At 71.4% G+C, this 15,157-nt stretch carries 13 protein-coding genes and 1 pseudogene; 10 read left to right on the forward strand and 4 right to left on the reverse strand.

The window, feature by feature from the left end; genetic code table 11:
• Positions 1-245 precede the first annotated feature (245 nt).
• Positions 246-1,394: an S-(hydroxymethyl)glutathione dehydrogenase/class III alcohol dehydrogenase gene (locus tag AC3IF3_RS08090; RefSeq protein ID WP_243965339.1), complete on the forward strand. Its 1,149-nt coding sequence runs from the start codon at positions 246-248 to the stop codon at positions 1,392-1,394.
• 133 nt (positions 1,395-1,527) lie between these two features.
• The gene (gene fghA, locus AC3IF3_RS08095) at positions 1,528-2,361 is read left to right on the forward strand and encodes an S-formylglutathione hydrolase (RefSeq protein ID WP_243965337.1); all 834 of its coding nucleotides are present in this window, start codon (positions 1,528-1,530) and stop codon (positions 2,359-2,361) included.
• 387 nt (positions 2,362-2,748) lie between these two features.
• Here the strand turns inward: fghA and AC3IF3_RS08100 are convergent, their stop codons facing one another.
• Together AC3IF3_RS08100 and motA are read right to left on the reverse strand one after the other, a co-directional pair.
• Complete coding sequence (locus tag AC3IF3_RS08100) at positions 2,749-3,609, reverse strand: flagellar motor protein MotB (RefSeq protein WP_243965335.1); 861 nt, start codon at positions 3,607-3,609, stop codon at positions 2,749-2,751.
• A 22-nt stretch (positions 3,610-3,631) separates the two neighbouring features.
• Positions 3,632-4,495 carry a flagellar motor stator protein MotA gene (motA, locus tag AC3IF3_RS08105; protein ID WP_489215103.1) on the reverse strand — a complete coding sequence of 288 codons (864 nt, stop codon included), beginning with the start codon at positions 4,493-4,495 and terminating at the stop codon, positions 3,632-3,634.
• Between the two features lie 319 nt (positions 4,496-4,814).
• Between motA and AC3IF3_RS08110 the strand changes: the two are divergent.
• A pseudogene (locus AC3IF3_RS08110) lies at positions 4,815-5,147 on the forward strand (DDE-type integrase/transposase/recombinase); the annotation flags it as partial.
• Between the two features lie 137 nt (positions 5,148-5,284).
• On the opposite strand, the gene AC3IF3_RS08115 reads toward AC3IF3_RS08110, so the two are convergent.
• The gene (locus AC3IF3_RS08115; RefSeq protein ID WP_489228171.1) at positions 5,285-6,181 is read right to left on the reverse strand and encodes a ketopantoate reductase family protein; all 897 of its coding nucleotides are present in this window, start codon (positions 6,179-6,181) and stop codon (positions 5,285-5,287) included.
• Entirely contained in the window at positions 6,178-9,261 is a 3,084-nt protein-coding gene (gene ydiJ / locus AC3IF3_RS08120; RefSeq protein WP_489228173.1) for a D-2-hydroxyglutarate dehydrogenase YdiJ, read from the reverse strand. Before ydiJ ends, AC3IF3_RS08115 begins: the two co-directional genes overlap by 4 nt.
• 117 nt (positions 9,262-9,378) lie before the next feature.
• Here ydiJ and AC3IF3_RS08125 point away from each other — a divergent pair, with 117 nt between their 5' ends.
• From AC3IF3_RS08125 to AC3IF3_RS08155, 7 genes are all read left to right on the forward strand, one after another.
• The gene (locus AC3IF3_RS08125; RefSeq protein ID WP_489228175.1) at positions 9,379-9,717 is read left to right on the forward strand and encodes a hypothetical protein; all 339 of its coding nucleotides are present in this window, start codon (positions 9,379-9,381) and stop codon (positions 9,715-9,717) included.
• Positions 9,718-9,850: 133 nt separating this feature from the next.
• Positions 9,851-12,172 carry a ribonuclease R gene (gene rnr / locus AC3IF3_RS08130; RefSeq protein WP_489228177.1) on the forward strand — a complete coding sequence of 774 codons (2,322 nt, stop codon included), beginning with the start codon at positions 9,851-9,853 and terminating at the stop codon, positions 12,170-12,172.
• Between the two features lie 23 nt (positions 12,173-12,195).
• Positions 12,196-12,660, forward strand: a complete 465-nt coding sequence (locus AC3IF3_RS08135) for a DUF983 domain-containing protein (RefSeq protein WP_489228179.1) — start codon at positions 12,196-12,198, stop codon at positions 12,658-12,660.
• 16 nt (positions 12,661-12,676) lie between these two features.
• Complete coding sequence (locus AC3IF3_RS08140; protein ID WP_489231264.1) at positions 12,677-13,360, forward strand: NUDIX hydrolase; 684 nt, start codon at positions 12,677-12,679, stop codon at positions 13,358-13,360.
• Positions 13,357-14,544 carry an MFS transporter gene (locus AC3IF3_RS08145; protein WP_489228180.1) on the forward strand — a complete coding sequence of 396 codons (1,188 nt, stop codon included), beginning with the start codon at positions 13,357-13,359 and terminating at the stop codon, positions 14,542-14,544. The genes AC3IF3_RS08140 and AC3IF3_RS08145 overlap by 4 nt, the downstream gene beginning before the upstream one ends.
• Before the next feature lie 106 nt (positions 14,545-14,650).
• Complete coding sequence (gene rpmG, locus AC3IF3_RS08150; RefSeq protein ID WP_058192064.1) at positions 14,651-14,818, forward strand: 50S ribosomal protein L33; 168 nt, start codon at positions 14,651-14,653, stop codon at positions 14,816-14,818.
• Between the two features lie 206 nt (positions 14,819-15,024).
• A complete protein-coding gene (locus AC3IF3_RS08155; RefSeq protein WP_489228182.1) occupies positions 15,025-15,153 on the forward strand; it encodes a hypothetical protein in 129 nt (42 codons plus the stop codon).
• Positions 15,154-15,157 lie beyond the last annotated feature (4 nt).

Consider the following 15,157-nt stretch of genomic DNA (forward strand, 5'->3'; position numbering starts at 1 on the left):
AAGGTGCGATCCATGGGTCGGAGTTAGCGCGCGACGCACGCGGTGCGGATGCGACCCATTCCCCGGACCTTCCGGACCGGGGACGCCACGGTCGAAACGCGGACGCAGACGTTGCATCCCGGCGCGAGAAGCATCACACACGCGGCAGATTTTCGGACCGTTCGGTGCGCCGCCCTCGAGCGAGGTGCGCCGAAGAGTCGGCCCTTCGACGCCGTCCGTGATCGTCCAGACAATAGGAACACGTGATGAAGACGCGCGCCGCGGTCGCGTGGGAGGCCAAGAAGCCTCTCACCATCGAGACCATCGACATCGAGGGGCCCAAGGCCGGCGAGGTTCTCGTCGAGCTGATGGCCACCGGGATCTGCCACACGGACGCCTACACCCTCTCGGGCCTCGATTCCGAGGGCAAGTTCCCGGCGATCCTGGGCCACGAGGGCGCGGGCATCGTCCGCGAGGTCGGTGCCGGCGTTACCACGCTGAAGCCCGGCGACCACGTGATCCCGCTCTACACGCCGGAATGCCGCAACTGTAAGTCCTGCCTGTCGCAACGCACCAACCTGTGCACCGCGATCCGGGCGACCCAGGGCCAGGGCGTGATGCCGGACGGCACCAGCCGCTTCTCCTGCGTCTCCACCGGCGGCAGCCCGGGCGGCAATTCTGGCGGATCGAGCACCGTGTTCCACTACATGGGCTGCTCGACCTTCTCGAACTTCACGGTCCTGCCCGCCATCGCGCTCGCCAAGATCCGGGAGGACGCCCCCTTCGACAAGATCTGCTACATCGGCTGCGGCGTGACCACGGGCATCGGCGCGGTGATCTACACCGCCAAGGTGTGGCCCGGCGCCAACGTGGTGGTGTTCGGTCTCGGCGGCATCGGCCTCAACGTGCTCCAGGCCGCCCGGATGGTGGGTGCCGATAAGATCATCGGCGTCGACATCAACCCGGAGAAGCAGGCCATGGCCCGCAAGTTCGGCATGACCGACTTCATCAACCCGAGCGAGATCGGCACCGACAAGGTGGTCCAGGCCATCGTCGATCTCACCGGCGGCGGCGCCGACTTCTCGTTCGACTGCACCGGCAACGTCCACGTGATGCGCCAGGCCCTCGAGTGCTGCCATCGCGGCTGGGGCGAGTCGATCGTCATCGGCGTGGCGGAGGCCGGCCGCGAGATCTCGACCCGTCCGTTCCAGCTCGTCACCGGCCGGGTCTGGAGGGGCTCGGCCTTCGGCGGCGCCCGCGGCCGCACCGACGTGCCGAAGATTGTCGACTGGTACATGGAGGGCAAGATCAACATCGACGATCTGATCACCCACACCATGCCGCTGGAGGACATCAACCACGGCTTCGACCTCATGCACGAGGGCAAGTCGATCCGGTCCGTGGTCGTCTACTGACAAAGACCGATCCGGGGCTCCCCGCCAGCGAGGCCGGGGCGCCCCGGCGCATGTCCCCCGCACTCTCGAAGCCCCGGGCCCGCGACCCGGCCCCGAGCGGGGCTCTCGCCGCCCGAGCAGGAGATCACAGCTGATGGAAACCGTCTCGAAGGCCCGCGCCCACGGCGGCACGCAGGGCGTCTACAAGCACGACGCGCAGACCACGGGATGCCCGATGACCTTCGCGGTGTTCGTGCCGCCCCAGGCCGAGACCGGCCCGGTCCCGGTGCTGTGGTACCTGTCCGGGCTGACCTGCACGCACGCCAACGTCATGGACAAGGGCGAGTACCGCGCGGCCGCCGCCGAGCACGGCGTGATCGTCGTGGCCCCCGACACCAGCCCGCGCGGCCCCGGTATCCCGGACGAAGACGGCAACTGGCAGTTCGGCTCCGGCGCCGGTTTCTATCTGGACGCCACGCAGGCGCCCTTTGCGACGAATTACAAGATGTGGAGCTACGTGACCGAGGAGTTGCCGGCCCTCATCGCGAAGGAATTCCCCGCCGACATGACCCGCCAGGGCATCCTCGGCCATTCCATGGGCGGCCACGGGGCGCTCACCATCGCGTTGACCTACCCGGAACGCTTCAAGTCCTGTTCCGCCTTCGCGCCGATCGCCCAGCCCTCGACGGCCGGCTGGTCGAAGCCCGCGTTCGAGAAATACCTCGGCTCCGACCCGGCCGCCTGGCGCGCCCACGACGCGACCGCGCTGATCGAGGACGGCAAGCGCTTCCCCGAATTCCTGGTCGATCAGGGGACCGCCGACAGCTTCCTGCAGGACGGCCTGCGCCCCTGGCTGCTGGAAGAGGCCTGCAAGAAGGCCGGGATCGGGCTGACCCTCAACATGCGCGAGGGCTACGACCACTCCTACTTCTTCATCTCGACCTTCATGGCCGACCACATCGCCTGGGCTGCCGCCCGCCTGAAGTGATCTTGTCCGGGCCCTCGGCGCAGTCGGGAAGCAATGCTTCCCGACCTTGGGTGGGGGACGCCGCCCTTGGCACTTGCAGGGGCCCGATCCATCCACTGCCGAGCGCCCCTGACCGGCAGCCTCGCCCGGCAAAGGCCGGCGCTGGGATCACCGTGACCCTGGCCCATCGCGTGCGGGCGGATGCGGTCGGGCCCGGCTCGCCTCCTCCGCCGCCGGGAGCCAGTGGCGGAAGGCCTGGATCTTCTGCAGTGCGCGATCCCGCTCGCGGCAGCAGATGACGTGGAGGTCCCGGTTCGGGCTCTCGACCTGACCGCCGCCCAGGCGCACGAGCTGGCCCGCGCCGATCTCGATCTCAAACGGACTCTGAGGCGGCGCGGCGCCTTATCGTCAGCGGAAAATATTCGGGGGCACCGGCGGGCTCGCATTGAGCAGCGTGATCGTCACCCGTCGGTTCGGCGCGATGTAGGGATTGTCGGGGAATGACGGCTGGGTGTCGGCGCGTCCCACCACGGAAGCGAAGTTGTCGTTGGGAACCCCGGCGCCCGACAGGATCTCGCGGACGGAGAGCGCACGCCCGGCGGTGAGGTTCCAGGGTTCGACGGCCCGCGCCGAGCCCGGGCGCGCGACGGACGTGTGGCCGGTTATGGACAGGCGATTGGGCAGCCGGCGCAGGGCGGGCGCTAGCGCCTCCAGCACGCGACGGGTGCGCTCGTAGGGGTCGACGGAGCCCTCGCGGAACATGGAGCGGCCGTCCTCGTCCACGAGGGACACGTCCACGCCCTCCTTGGTCTGCTCGATCACGATGTTATGCGACAGCTCGGCAATGTCGGGCATCGTCTGGAGTGCCTGCCGGAGGCTAGCTATGGCGCTGTAGTTGGCCTGCGCGCTGGCGGACGATTGGCTGGCATCGAGCTCGCCGGCGCGGCCCGGCGTGGTCGAGCGCGCTTTGTCCGCCTGCTCGGCAGAGCCCCGCTCCGCGTCGCGGGGCGTGGACGGCTTGTTGCCTGACGTGTCGAGGGCTTTGCCGTACATGATGCCGCCAGCACCACTGCTTGCAGGGCTCAAAGCCGCCGGCGCGAAGTATTCCGCCAAACCGACCTTCTGCTCCTGCGTCGTCATGCTGATCAGCCACATCAGCAGGAAGAACGCCATCATGGCGGTCACGAAGTCCGCATAGGCGATCTTCCAGGCCCCGCCGTGGTGGGCGTGAGCGGCCTTCTTGACCTTCTTGATGATGATCGTGGCCATCGAGTCCCTGCCGGATATCGGATCAGTTCTGGGCGGGCAGAGCGGCGGTTGCCGCTTCCACTTCGCTGAAGGTCGGGCGGACGTCGCTCATCAGAGACTTGCGGGCAAATTCGACCGCCATCACCGGCGGCTGGCCGCCGATATGGGCGAGGAGACCCGCCTTGAGCGAAAGGTAGTATTTGGCTTCGGCCTCGAAGAGGCCCTTGAGCGACTGCGCCATGGGCCCGAAGAAGCCATAGGCGACGAAAACGCCGAAGAAGGTGCCGACGAGCGCGCCGCCGATCAGATGTCCCAGCACCTCCGGCGGCTCTTTGATCGCCCCCATCGTCTTGATCACGCCGAGCACGGCGGCGACGATGCCCAGCGCCGGCGTTCCGTCGGCGAGCGCCTGCATGGCCGAAACGACACGCTCCTGCTCCTGGTGGTGCGTCTCCAGTTCCTCATCCATGAGCGCGTCGATCTCGTGGACGTTGTTGGCGCCCAGCGTCACCATGCGCATGTAGTCGCAGACGAACTCGACCGCGTGATGGTTCGCGGCAAAGGTCGGGAAGGCGTTGAACAGCGCCGACTCGCCCGGATCTTCGATGTGCGGCTCGAGCGCCATCGAACCCTTCTGTTTCGCGAGCTTATACAAGGAATACTGCATTCCCAGCAGTTCGACATAGGATTGCTGGTTGTATTTGGGGCCCTTCACGAGCGTGCCCAGCATGGCGGGCACGGCCTTGAGCACCGGCCCGGTGTTGCCGATGATGAAGGCACCGATCGCTGCACCGAGGATGATGACAAACTCGAACGGCTGCCAAAGGACGAGCAGGTGACCGCCCATCGCCGCGTAGCTGCCGAAGACGCAGGCGAACACCATTATCGTGCCGACGATCAGCCGCATAATTCGCCATCCATGCGCGGCGGCAGGTACAGTCCGCGCTGAGCCACTACTGACCCGGTAAATCACGGATTAAGGTTAACGGCGCGTTTAGAGCTGGGGCTGGAGGATTCGCAGATATCTGGTCCCGGCATTGGGTGCCGCGGGCTTGACCTGAACTGAGGGGCGCAGGCGTGTCCCAAACACGATCACGCCGGCTTTCACCGGTCGTTAGGCATAGCCGTCGAGCCTACCGCGCCATCCCCGGAGCCGGCCCATGATCCTCACCGCCTGCTCATGATCAGGGGCGAGACGCTCGCGGCGACGTCCGGCTGGGATGCCCGCCCCAGATCGCATCGGCTCGGATGGTGTTGGCCCGTACCCGCCAGCCGTCGCCGAGGGCCGGGATCAGGGCCTGCGACCCCGGCCCCCAACCCGCTGCGTCACCGGACACCCGCAGCCAGGGATCGAGCGTGATCCACGTCCGGGTGAACCGGGCGATGCCGCGGGTGGGGCGGGTTCCGCTCCTTCAACGCGGCCCGACGCACGATCTGCGGCCTGGACGCCATGCTGGCGCCGCGCGAGAGCTTCGGCTTTGCCGGTGCATGGGACCGTACACGGGCAGAACCGGATGCCGGCCCACTGCTTGGGAGGTCCCGCGGCGAACCCAGCGTGAAGACGGCGCGCTAGATGCCCCTCTGCGGCTCAAAACCGAGTTTGCGGCAGGCCCGTCTGCGGTCGAGCGGTGTGCGATCGCCCGCGTACGACTTGGTTGGGACGCAACCAGACGCAACGACACGCCGAACCCGCCCCTCACCCCCGATCCCGCCCCTCGACCAGCTTGACCAGCGTGTGCAGCATCCGGTTGGCCGGCGTCGGGATGCCGAGCGCCGCGCCGGTCCGCACCACGGTGCCGTTGAGGTGGTCGATCTCGCTGGGCCGGCCCCGGGCCAGGTCCTGAGCGGTGGAGGAGCGCTGGTCAGCCATGGTGCGGCTGAGGGCGAGCACCGTGTCGAGGATGTCGTCGGGCACCGATACGCCCGAGGCGTTCGCCACCGCGACGCATTCCTGCACCACGTCGGTCATCGCCGCGACCACGCCCTCGCCCTGGACCAGACGGCCGTAGGGCAATTGGGTCAGGGCCGAGAGGGCATTGTAGGCGCAGTTGAGGATCAGCTTGCCCCAGAGCGCGTCCAGGGCGCGGTCCGAGACCGTGGCCGGGATGCCGGAGGCCGTGAACGCCGCGGCGATCCGCGCGCTCGCCGCGGAGGCGCCGAGGATCAGGTCGCCCCGGCCGTTGTGGCGGACCTGGCCCGGCCCGACCATCTCGGTGGCGACGTAGACCGCCACCGGGACGACGGCACGGCCGAGCACGGCGGCGAGGCGCTCGGCGTTGTCGACGCCGTTCTGGAGGCTGAGGATCGTGGCCGAGGCCGTCAGATGCGGCGCGATCATCGCCCCGGCGGATTCGGTGTCGCCCGACTTGACGCAGACCAGCACGAGGTCCGCCCCGGCGACGCCGTCACCGGCGGCGGTCGCCCGCACCGGGACGGTGGCGCGCCCGGCCGCGCTCTCCATCACCAGCCCGCCGGCCTCGACCGCCTCGACCAGGGCGGGGCGGCCGATCAGCGTCACCGCGTGGCCGGCCCGCGCGAGCAGGAACCCGTAATAGCAGCCGACCGCGCCGGCCCCGAGAACGGCGACGTTCATCGCGACGCCGCCGCCGCGCGCTCGGGGTGGAACGGCGCCGCCCCCGCTTCACCGGCACCGAGATGGTCCAGGAGCGCCTGGACCGGGTGGCGCAGCCGCACGCCGTCGACGAGCTTGGCCTGGGACCGGCACGAATAGCCGTCGGCCAGCAGGGTGCCGCCGGGGGCCTCGGCCACGTGGCGGGCCCAGCTCAGGCCGTAGATCGCCTCGGAGGTGGCGCGGTGGGCCGCCTCGTGCCCGTAGGTCCCGGCCATGCCGCAGCAGCCGGCCGCCGGCACCTCCAGCCGCAGGCCGAGATGGGCGAACAGAGCCTGCCAGTCCCGGACGGCGCCCGGCGCGTTGGTGCGCTCGGTGCAATGGGGCAGGAGCCGCAGGGTCCCGCCGCCCCGGCGCGGCGGGATCCGGTCGAGCCGGGTCGCCAGCCATTCCTGCAGAAGTTGCACCTTCGGCAGGTCGCCGCCCAGCGCCTGCGCGTAGTCCGAACGGTAGGTCAGCGTCATCGACGGGTCGATCCCGACGAGGGGCACGCCGGTCCGCGCCAGATCCCGCAGCATCGCGGCGTTCGCGCGGGCGACGGCGGCGAACCGCGCCAGGAACCCGTGAACGTGCAGGGGCTTGCCGTTCGGCCGGTACGGCGCCAGCCAGGGCGTGAAGCCGAGCGCGATCAGGAGCGCGCAGCTGTCGGCCACGACCTCCGCGTCGAAGTGGCTGGTGAAGGCGTCCTGCACCACCAGCACGGCGTTCTCCCGCTCCCGCGGATCGAGCCGCGCCAGCGCCTCCGGGGTCGCGACCGCCACGCCGAGGCGCGCCAATTGCCCCTCGAGGGCGACGGGCGACAGGGCCGGAATCGCGACCAGCCCGGCCCTGGCCAGGATCCATCGGGCCAGCGGATGGGTCAGGACCGCGTTGCTCAGGCGCGGTGCCCGGGCCGCCAGGGGCAGCAGCGGTTCCAGGGCGGCCACGAGGTGGTCCTTCAGGGGCCGCGCGTAGCGGGTGTGGTAGAGCGCCAGGAACTTCGCCCGGAAGCTCGGCACGTCGACCTTGATCGGGCAGGCGCCCGTGCAGGACTTGCAGGCGAGGCAGCCGTCCATCGCCTCCTTGACCGCATGGGAGAAGTCGTCCGCATCGGAGGCGCGCCGGAACCCGCTCCGCACGGTCGCGAACAGGTCGCCGAGCCACCCGGCGCGCTGCCGTCTCAGCTCCGCGGCCGGATCGACGCCCGCGTCGGCCGCCAGGCGCAGCCACTCGCGCATCAGCCCGGCGCGACCCTTGGGCGAGTGCCGCCGCTCCCGGGTCGCCTTCCAGGACGGGCACATCGCCTCGTCGGCGTCGTAGCTGAAGCAGGCGCCGTTGCCGTTGCAGTGGAGCGCCGCGTCGAAATCCGCGCGGACCGGCGCCGGGATGGTGCGGTCCCGCTCGCCCCGGCGCGGCACGCCGTCGATCCGGGTGAGTTCTTCCCCCTTGGCCGAGGCGATCTTGCCCGGGTTCATCCGGTCGCCGGGGTCGAAGGCGCGCTTGACCGCTTCCAGCGCCGGCATCAGCGGCCCGAAGGTCGCGGGCACGAATTCGGAGCGGAAGCCCTTGCCGTGCTCGCCCCAGAGCAGGCCGCCATACTTGGCGGTGAGCGCCACCACGCCCTCCGTCACCGCGCGGATCAGGCCGTCCTGGGCCGGGTCCTTCAGGTCGATCGCCGGCCGGACGTGCAGCACGCCGGCATCGACATGGCCGAACATGCCGTAGCGCAGCCCCTTGCCGTCGAGGAGCGCCCGGAACTCGGCGATGTAGTCGGCGAGCCGCTCCGGCGGCACCGCCGTATCCTCCACGAAGGGGATCGGCCGGGCCTCGCCCTGGGCGGCGCCGAGGAGGCCCACCGCCTTCTTGCGCATGGTCCAGAGCGTCTCGATCGCCGCGCCCCGGGCGATGGTGAAGCCCAGGCGTTTGGTATCGGTGCCGCGCTCGGCCTCCAGCAGGGCGGTGAGCCGCCCGAGGGTGGCTTCCACGCCGGCCGCGTCGTCGCCCACGAATTCCACGAGGTTGATCCCGTCCACCGGCCGCCCGGCCGGGTCGTCGGGGAAGAAGGCCCGCACCTCGGCCCAGATCGGGTCCTTGCGGGCGAGGCCCAGGACGGTGGAATCGATGGTCTCCACGGACGCCGCGCCGAACGGCAGCAACGCCTGGGCGTCGCGCAGGGCCGCGTCGAAATCGACGTAGGAGAGCGCCACCAGCACCGCGGCCTTGGGGATCGGCAGCACGTTGAGCCGCGCCTCGGCGATCAGCGCCAGCGTGCCCTCCGAGCCGCAGAGCACGCTCTTGAGGTCGAACCGGCCGGCCGCGTCCCGGAGATGGGCGAGGTCGTAGCCGGTCAGGCAGCGGTTGAGCTTGGGGAAGCGCTCGGCGATCAGCGCGGCATTCTCGGTGGCCACGGCGTCGACGGCCCGGTGGATCGCCCCGACCCGGTCGTTGCGGCCCTTGGCGGCGTCGAGGCCGGGCTCGTCCAGGGGCTCGGCGGTCCAGACCGTGCCGTCGGTGAGCACACAGGTCAGCGCCAGGACGTGGTCCCGGGTCTTGCCGTAGAGGCACGAGCCCTGCCCGCAGGCATCGGTGGAGATCATGCCCCCCAGCGTCGCCCGGTTGGAGGTCGAGAGTTCGGGCGCGAAGAACAGGCCGTGCTTGGCGAGTTCCCGGTTCAGCTGGTCCTTCACCACCCCCGGCTCGACCCGGACCGTGCGGTTGGCGGCGTCGATCTCCAGGATGCGGTTCATGTGCCGCGAGGTGTCGACCACGAGGCCGTGGCCGAGCGACTGGCCGTTGGTGCCGGTGGCGCCGCCGCGCGGGCGGATCACGAGCGCGGTGAAGCGCGGATCGTCCAGCAGCTTGGCAATGCGCACCAGGTCGTCGCGGGAGCGCGGGAAGGCTACGGCCCCCGGCTCGACCTGGTAGATCGAGTTGTCGGTGGCGAAGACCGTGCGGTCGGCCTCCGACAGGGTCAGGTCACCCTCGAAGCCACGCAAGTGCAGCTCGGCGCAGGCCGCGGCGTAGAGCGGCACGGCCTCTCGGTGGCGGGTCAGGACCGGGATCATCCCCGTCTTCTACACCCGGCGTATCGGGAGGAAAGACCGGCGCTTCTGTCACGCAGCCGCGGGGGCGGGCTGGCATCCCGCTTGCCACTCCGGCGGGATGTCGAGGAATGCCGGCCTATGAACGCGAGCGTCGAACGGGTCAGGGACGCCCTGGCCGAATTGATCAAGGCCGCGCTCATCTCCGACGACGCGCGCGGTCTCAGCTGTCGGGAGGCGGGGCATGCCAAGCTCACGGCGCTGGCCGGCGACCCGCCCGATCCGGACAGCCTGCGCATGGACGGCGCCTGGACCCTGGCGATCCAGGCGGCGGAGACGCCCGAACTCGCCGCGCTGGAGGGGCAGGTGAATCTGACCCTGCCGCGCGCCTGCCCGTTCACCCTGGCGGAAATCCTCGCGCCCGGCTTCGATGTCGATCGGGCGGTCGACCACATCCGGAAGATCGCCTCCACGGGCTGAGTGCCTGTTGAGGACGGGGCGCGCGGCGTTGCCGCGGCCGGCCCGGGGCCCCATCTTGGGAGCACAGGACCGGGATCCCGATCCGACGCCCGCCCCCGGGCCCCACCCCCGAGAATCGTCCGGCACCCCCCTTTTGGCACGACGCATCACCGCCCCGGCGGCCGACCCCGCCGCCCCTGCGCCCCTCCCCACCCGTGAGCAGATCCTCGCCTTCGTGGCCGAGTCCAAGGAGCGCGTCGGCAAGCGGGAGATCGCCAAGGCCTTCGGTATCACCGGCGCCGCCAAGATCGATCTGAAGCGCGTCCTCAAGGAGATCGAGGCGGAGGGCGCCATCGATCGCGGACGCGGCGGGCTCGCCCCGGCCGGTCACCTGCCGCCGGTGGTCCTGGCCGATATCCGCGCCCGGGACCGGCACGGCGATTTCCTGGCGGTCCCGGTGGAATGGACCGGATCGGGCAAGCCGCCCGCCATCGTGCTCAGCCAGCCGCGCGGCCCCCGCAAGGGCAACCGGCCGGCCGCCGGGATCGGCGACCGCGCCCTGATCCGCGTCGAGCGCGACGCCGAGGGCGGCTATACGGGGCGGGTCGTCAAGGTCATCGGCAAGAACAAGGCCGAGGTGATCGGCGTCTACCGGGCCGGCGCGCAGGGCGGCCGGATCGTGCCCGTGGAGAAGCGCTCCCAGGGCCGCGAGATCCTGATCCCGCCCGGCGAGGAGGGAGAGGCCCGCGACGGCGACCTCGTGAGCGTCTCCCTGGAGCGCGAGACGCGCTTCGGCCTGCCGCGGGGCCGGGTCAAGGAGCGGTTGGGCTCGCTGGGCTCCGAGAAGGCCGTGAGCCTGATCGCGCTGCACCTCCACAACATCCCGCACGTCTTTTCGGATGCGACCCTGGCCGAGGCGGACGCCGCCGAGCCCGCCGCTCTGAAGGATCGCGAGGATTGGCGCGACCGGCCGCTGCTGACCATCGACCCGCCGGACGCCAAGGACCACGACGACGCCGTGATGGCGGAGGCCGATCCCGACCCGGCCAATCCCGGCGGCTTCATCCTCACCGTCGCCATCGCCGACGTGGCGGCCTACGTGCGGGCCGGCTCGAGCCTCGACCGCGAGGCGCTGGAGCGGGGCAACTCGGTCTATTTCCCCGACCGGGTCGTGCCGATGCTGCCGGAGCGGATCTCGAACGACCTCTGCTCGCTCCGCGAGGGCGAGGACCGGCCGGCGCTCGCCGTCCGCATGGTCATCGCCGCCGACGGCGAGAAGCGCCGCCACGGCTTCCACCGGGTGATGATGCGCTCCCGCGCCAAGCTCGCCTACGCGCAGGCGCAGGCCGCCATCGACGGGCAGACGGACGCCGCGACCGGGCCGCTCCTGGACACGGCTTTGCGCCCGCTCTGGGCGGCCTTTGCGGCCCTGCGCGAGGCCCGGGACCGCCGCGGGCCGCTCGCCCTGGACCTGCCGGAACGCAAGGTGCTGCTGAGCCCGGACGGGGCGGTCGACCGTGTGGTCGTGCCGGAGCGCCTCGACGCCCACCGGCTCATCGAAGAGTTCATGATCCAGGCGAACGTCGCCGCCGCCGAGACCCTGGAGCAGGCGCGCCAGCCGCTGATCTACCGGGTCCACGACGAGCCGGCCCTGGAGAAGGTGCGGGCGCTCGGCGAGGTGCTGGCCTCGGTGGGCATCAAGCTGCCCAAGGAGGGGGCGCTGCGCCCGGCCCTGTTCAACCGGATCCTCGCCCAGGCGGCCGAGACCGAGCACGGCGTCTTCCTCAACGAGGTGATCCTGCGCAGCCAGGCCCAGGCGGTCTACGCCGCCGAGAATCTCGGCCATTTCGGCCTGAACCTGCGCCGCTACGCCCACTTCACCTCGCCGATCCGGCGCTACGCGGACCTGATCGTCCACCGGGCGCTGATCACCGCCTGCCGGCTCGGGGCGGATGGGCTCGCCCCGGACATCGCGGCGGGCGAACTGGCGCAGATCGGCGAGCAGATTTCGGCGGCCGAGCGCCGGGCCATGGCGGCCGAGCGCGAGACCATCGACCGCCTGATCGCCCATCACCTCGCCGATCAGATCGGCGCCACCTTCGCGGGCCGGATCGCGGGGGTGACCCGCGCCGGGCTGTTCATCAAGCTCGACGGGACCGGGGCCGACGGCTTCGTGCCGATCTCCCAGCTCGGCGCCGACTATTTCCGCCACGAGGAGGGCCGCCACGCCCTGGTGGGCGAGCGGACGGGGCAGACCTTCCGCCTGGGCGACCCGGTCGAGGTGCGGCTCGTGGAGGCCGCGCCCGTGGCCGGCGCGCTCCGCTTCGAACTGCTCAGCGAGGGCCGGACCCGCTCCGGCGCCCGCAAGCCGGACCCGGGCCAGAAGCCCGGCGCCCGGCCGTTCAAGGCCGCCGCGCCCGGCCGCCCCGCCGGCATCCGCAACGCCGGCACGCGTCACCGCGGCTCGCGCCGCTGACCCGGGCGGTGTAGAGCCTGGGCATGGCCGACGCCGCGATTCCCCTGCGCACCCGCCTCGTCCCCGCGATGGCCCGGGGCTTCATCGGCCGCTGCCCGCATTGCGGCCGGGGGCGGATCTTCGGCCGCTTCCTCAAGGTGCGGCCCGAATGCGACGCCTGCGGCCTGGAACTGCACCACCACCGGGCCGACGACCTGCCGCCCTACGCGGTGATCTTCATCGTCGGCCACATCGTCGGCTACCTGATCCTCGAGACCGAGAGCGCCTACGAGGTGCCCCTGTGGGTCGAGATGGGCGTGTGGCCGGTGGTCACGCTGGCGATGGCCCTGGCGCTGCTCCAGCCCGTGAAGGGCGCCGTCGTCGGGCTGCAATACGCCCTTGGCATGCAAGGCTTCGCCACGCTACCGCGGGGCCGGCCCGCCCCGGGGCCGGAGGAGACCCGCCTTGCCGCAGCCGCAGCCGGACTCGGAGACCGCGATCACCCCTGAGCGGAAGCCCGCGACAATGCGCCTGCGGCCGCGGGACGCCGCGACCATGATCGTGATCGACCGGCGGGGCAAGGGCGGCCCGAAGGTCCTGATGGGCCGGCGCAACCCGAACCTCGCCTTCATGCCGGGCATGTTCGTCTTCCCGGGCGGCCGGATCGAGCTCGGCGACCGCCACATGCCTGTCGCCGGGGCGCTGCCCGACTACGCGGAGGCGGCGCTGACCCGGCAGGTCTCCCGGCCGCCGCACCATCTCGGACGTGCCCTGGCCTTGGCGGCCATCCGCGAGACCTACGAGGAGACCGGCCTGCTGCTCGGGACGCGCGAGCACGGCGCCCCCGAGGATCCCCCGGCGGGCTGGGAGGGGTTCGCCCGCCACAAAATCCTGCCGGATTTCGAGGCGCTGCACCTCGTGGCCCGGGCGATCACCCCGCCCAAGCGCGTGCGCCGGTTCGACACGCGCTTCTTTGCCATCGACCGGCGGATGGTGGCGGCCGAGGAGCCGGGGCGCGTGACGGCCGACGCCGAGTTCACCGAACTCGCCTGGGTCCGCCTCGACGCCGCGCGACAGCTCGACCTGCCCTTCATCACCCGCGCGATCCTCGACGACCTGGAGGCGCAGATCGCCGCCGATTTCGCCCCGCACCGGATGATCCCGTTCCACTACGAGCGCTACGGCCGCCGCGAGCGGGTGGCCTTGTGAGCCGCCCGGGAAACCCGGGACGGGAGGCGCGGCGGGGGATCAGCGCGGAGGACGTGGCGGCGATCTCGGCGGCCGTGACCTGCGTCACCGTCGTCGGCATCGGGCTGAGCCTGTCGATCCCGCTGCTGTCGATCGAGCTGGAGCGCCGCGGCGCGTCGAGCACGCTGATCGGCCTCAACACCGCGGTGGCGGGCCTCGCCAGCATCGGCACGGTGCCGTTCGTCCCGCGGCTCGCGGCGCGGATCGGCGTCGCCCCGCTGCTCTGCCTCGCCCTCGTGGTCGGGGCGGCGAGCCTCGCGCTGTTCCCGCTCGTGCCGGGCATCGCCCCGTGGTTCCCCCTGCGCTTCGTCTTCTCGGCGACCCTCGGCGCGCTGTTCGTCCTGTCCGAATACTGGATCAACGCCGCCGCCCCGCCCGAGCGCCGGGGCCTCGTGATGGGCATCTACGCCACGGTCCTGGCGGCGGGCTTCGCGGTCGGGCCGCTCCTGCTGGCGCTCGTCGGCACGGAGGGGTGGGCCCCCTACGTCACCGGCGCCGCGCTGATGCTCACCGGCAGCCTGCCGATCGTGCTGGCCCGGGGGCTGTCGCCGACGATCGAACCGGGCTCGGGGCTCGGCATCCGCGCCTATCTGCGGCTCGCCCCCGGGGCGCTGGCGGCGGCCCTCGCCTACGGGGCGGTGGAGACCGGCATCTTCGCGATCCTGCCCCTCTACGGGCTGCGCCTCGGCTATGACGCGCAGGGCGCGGCCGGCCTCGTCAGCCTCGTCGCGCTGGGCAACGTGCTGTTCCAGATCCCGTTCGGCTGGCTCGCCGACCGCCTCGACCGCGGCGCGGTGCTGCTGGGGGCGAGCCTCGCGGGCGCCGCCGGCTCGGCCCTGATCCCCCTCGCGGCCGGCAACCCCCTGGCGTTCGGGCTGCTCCTCCTGGTCTGGGGCGGCATCGCCGGCACCCTCTACACGGTCGGCCTGACCATGCTCGGCGACCGCACCCCGGCGAGCGACCTCGCGGGCGCCAACGCGGCCTTCGTAGTGTTCTACAATGTCGGCCTGATGCTCGGTCCGCCCCTCATCGGCGGCGGGCTCGACCTCGTGCCGCCACACGGCTTCGCGCTGGCGCTCCTTGCCCTGTTCCTGGCCTTCGCCGGGTGGCTGGCCGCGACGGAGCGGGCCGCCGCCCGCTCTTGACCTGCCCGGCCCGATCGGGCATTCACCCGCCCGTATTCGGCCGGGCTCGCCCGGCCATTTGCGTTTCGCTCACGCGGAATGCCGCACCCTGCAGGAGCGCCGCGCCATGGCCAAGGCCGTCACCGTCAAGATCAAGCTCATCTCCACCGCCGACACCGGCTATTTCTACGTCACCAAGAAGAACTCCCGCACGCAGACCGAGAAGCTGACGATGCGCAAGTACGACCCGGTCGCGCGCAAGCACGTCGACTTCAAGGAAACCAAGATCAAGTAAGACCGGCGGCCGCAGCGCGGCCCCGCCGCCGACAGGGAGCCGCTCCGGGGACGGGGCGGCTTTTTTCATGCCCGCCGCCGGACCCGCGGCGCCCGTCCGACGACAGCCCGGCCCCAGCCCGGACCGTTAACGCGCTTACCCCAGGCGCTGCCCGATCCCCCGGCGGAGGTTCGTCCCCGGCCCCGGTCAGCCTGGAGGGCGGTTCGATGCTCAGGATCCTGTTGCTGGTCCTCGTCACCGCGGCGACGCTCGCGACCTGGCTCGTCCTGATGCTGCCGGTCCATGGCGTCCGCGCCATCCGCCGGCTGCTCTCGGGGCGCCGCGCCCCGGCTTGAGCGC

This window comes from Methylobacterium sp. J-118, from assembly GCF_057836565.1.

What these genes read in the sequence shown, in the direction of transcription:
- ydiJ (WP_489228173.1), bottom strand. Translation starts at nt 9,261, where the DNA reads ATGATCCCGGTCCTGACCCGCCACCGAGAGGCCGTGCCGCTCTACGCC.
- AC3IF3_RS08125 (WP_489228175.1), top strand. Translation starts at nt 9,379, where the DNA reads ATGAACGCGAGCGTCGAACGGGTCAGGGACGCCCTGGCCGAATTGATC.
- AC3IF3_RS08090 (WP_243965339.1), top strand. Translation starts at nt 246, where the DNA reads ATGAAGACGCGCGCCGCGGTCGCGTGGGAGGCCAAGAAGCCTCTCACC.
- rpmG (WP_058192064.1), top strand. Translation starts at nt 14,651, where the DNA reads ATGGCCAAGGCCGTCACCGTCAAGATCAAGCTCATCTCCACCGCCGAC.
- AC3IF3_RS08135 (WP_489228179.1), top strand. Translation starts at nt 12,196, where the DNA reads ATGGCCGACGCCGCGATTCCCCTGCGCACCCGCCTCGTCCCCGCGATG.
- motA (WP_489215103.1), bottom strand. Translation starts at nt 4,495, where the DNA reads ATGCGGCTGATCGTCGGCACGATAATGGTGTTCGCCTGCGTCTTCGGC.
- AC3IF3_RS08140 (WP_489231264.1), top strand. Translation starts at nt 12,677, where the DNA reads ATGCGCCTGCGGCCGCGGGACGCCGCGACCATGATCGTGATCGACCGG.
- fghA (WP_243965337.1), top strand. Translation starts at nt 1,528, where the DNA reads ATGGAAACCGTCTCGAAGGCCCGCGCCCACGGCGGCACGCAGGGCGTC.
- AC3IF3_RS08100 (WP_243965335.1), bottom strand. Translation starts at nt 3,609, where the DNA reads ATGGCCACGATCATCATCAAGAAGGTCAAGAAGGCCGCTCACGCCCAC.
- AC3IF3_RS08155 (WP_489228182.1), top strand. Translation starts at nt 15,025, where the DNA reads ATGCTCAGGATCCTGTTGCTGGTCCTCGTCACCGCGGCGACGCTCGCG.
- AC3IF3_RS08115 (WP_489228171.1), bottom strand. Translation starts at nt 6,181, where the DNA reads ATGAACGTCGCCGTTCTCGGGGCCGGCGCGGTCGGCTGCTATTACGGG.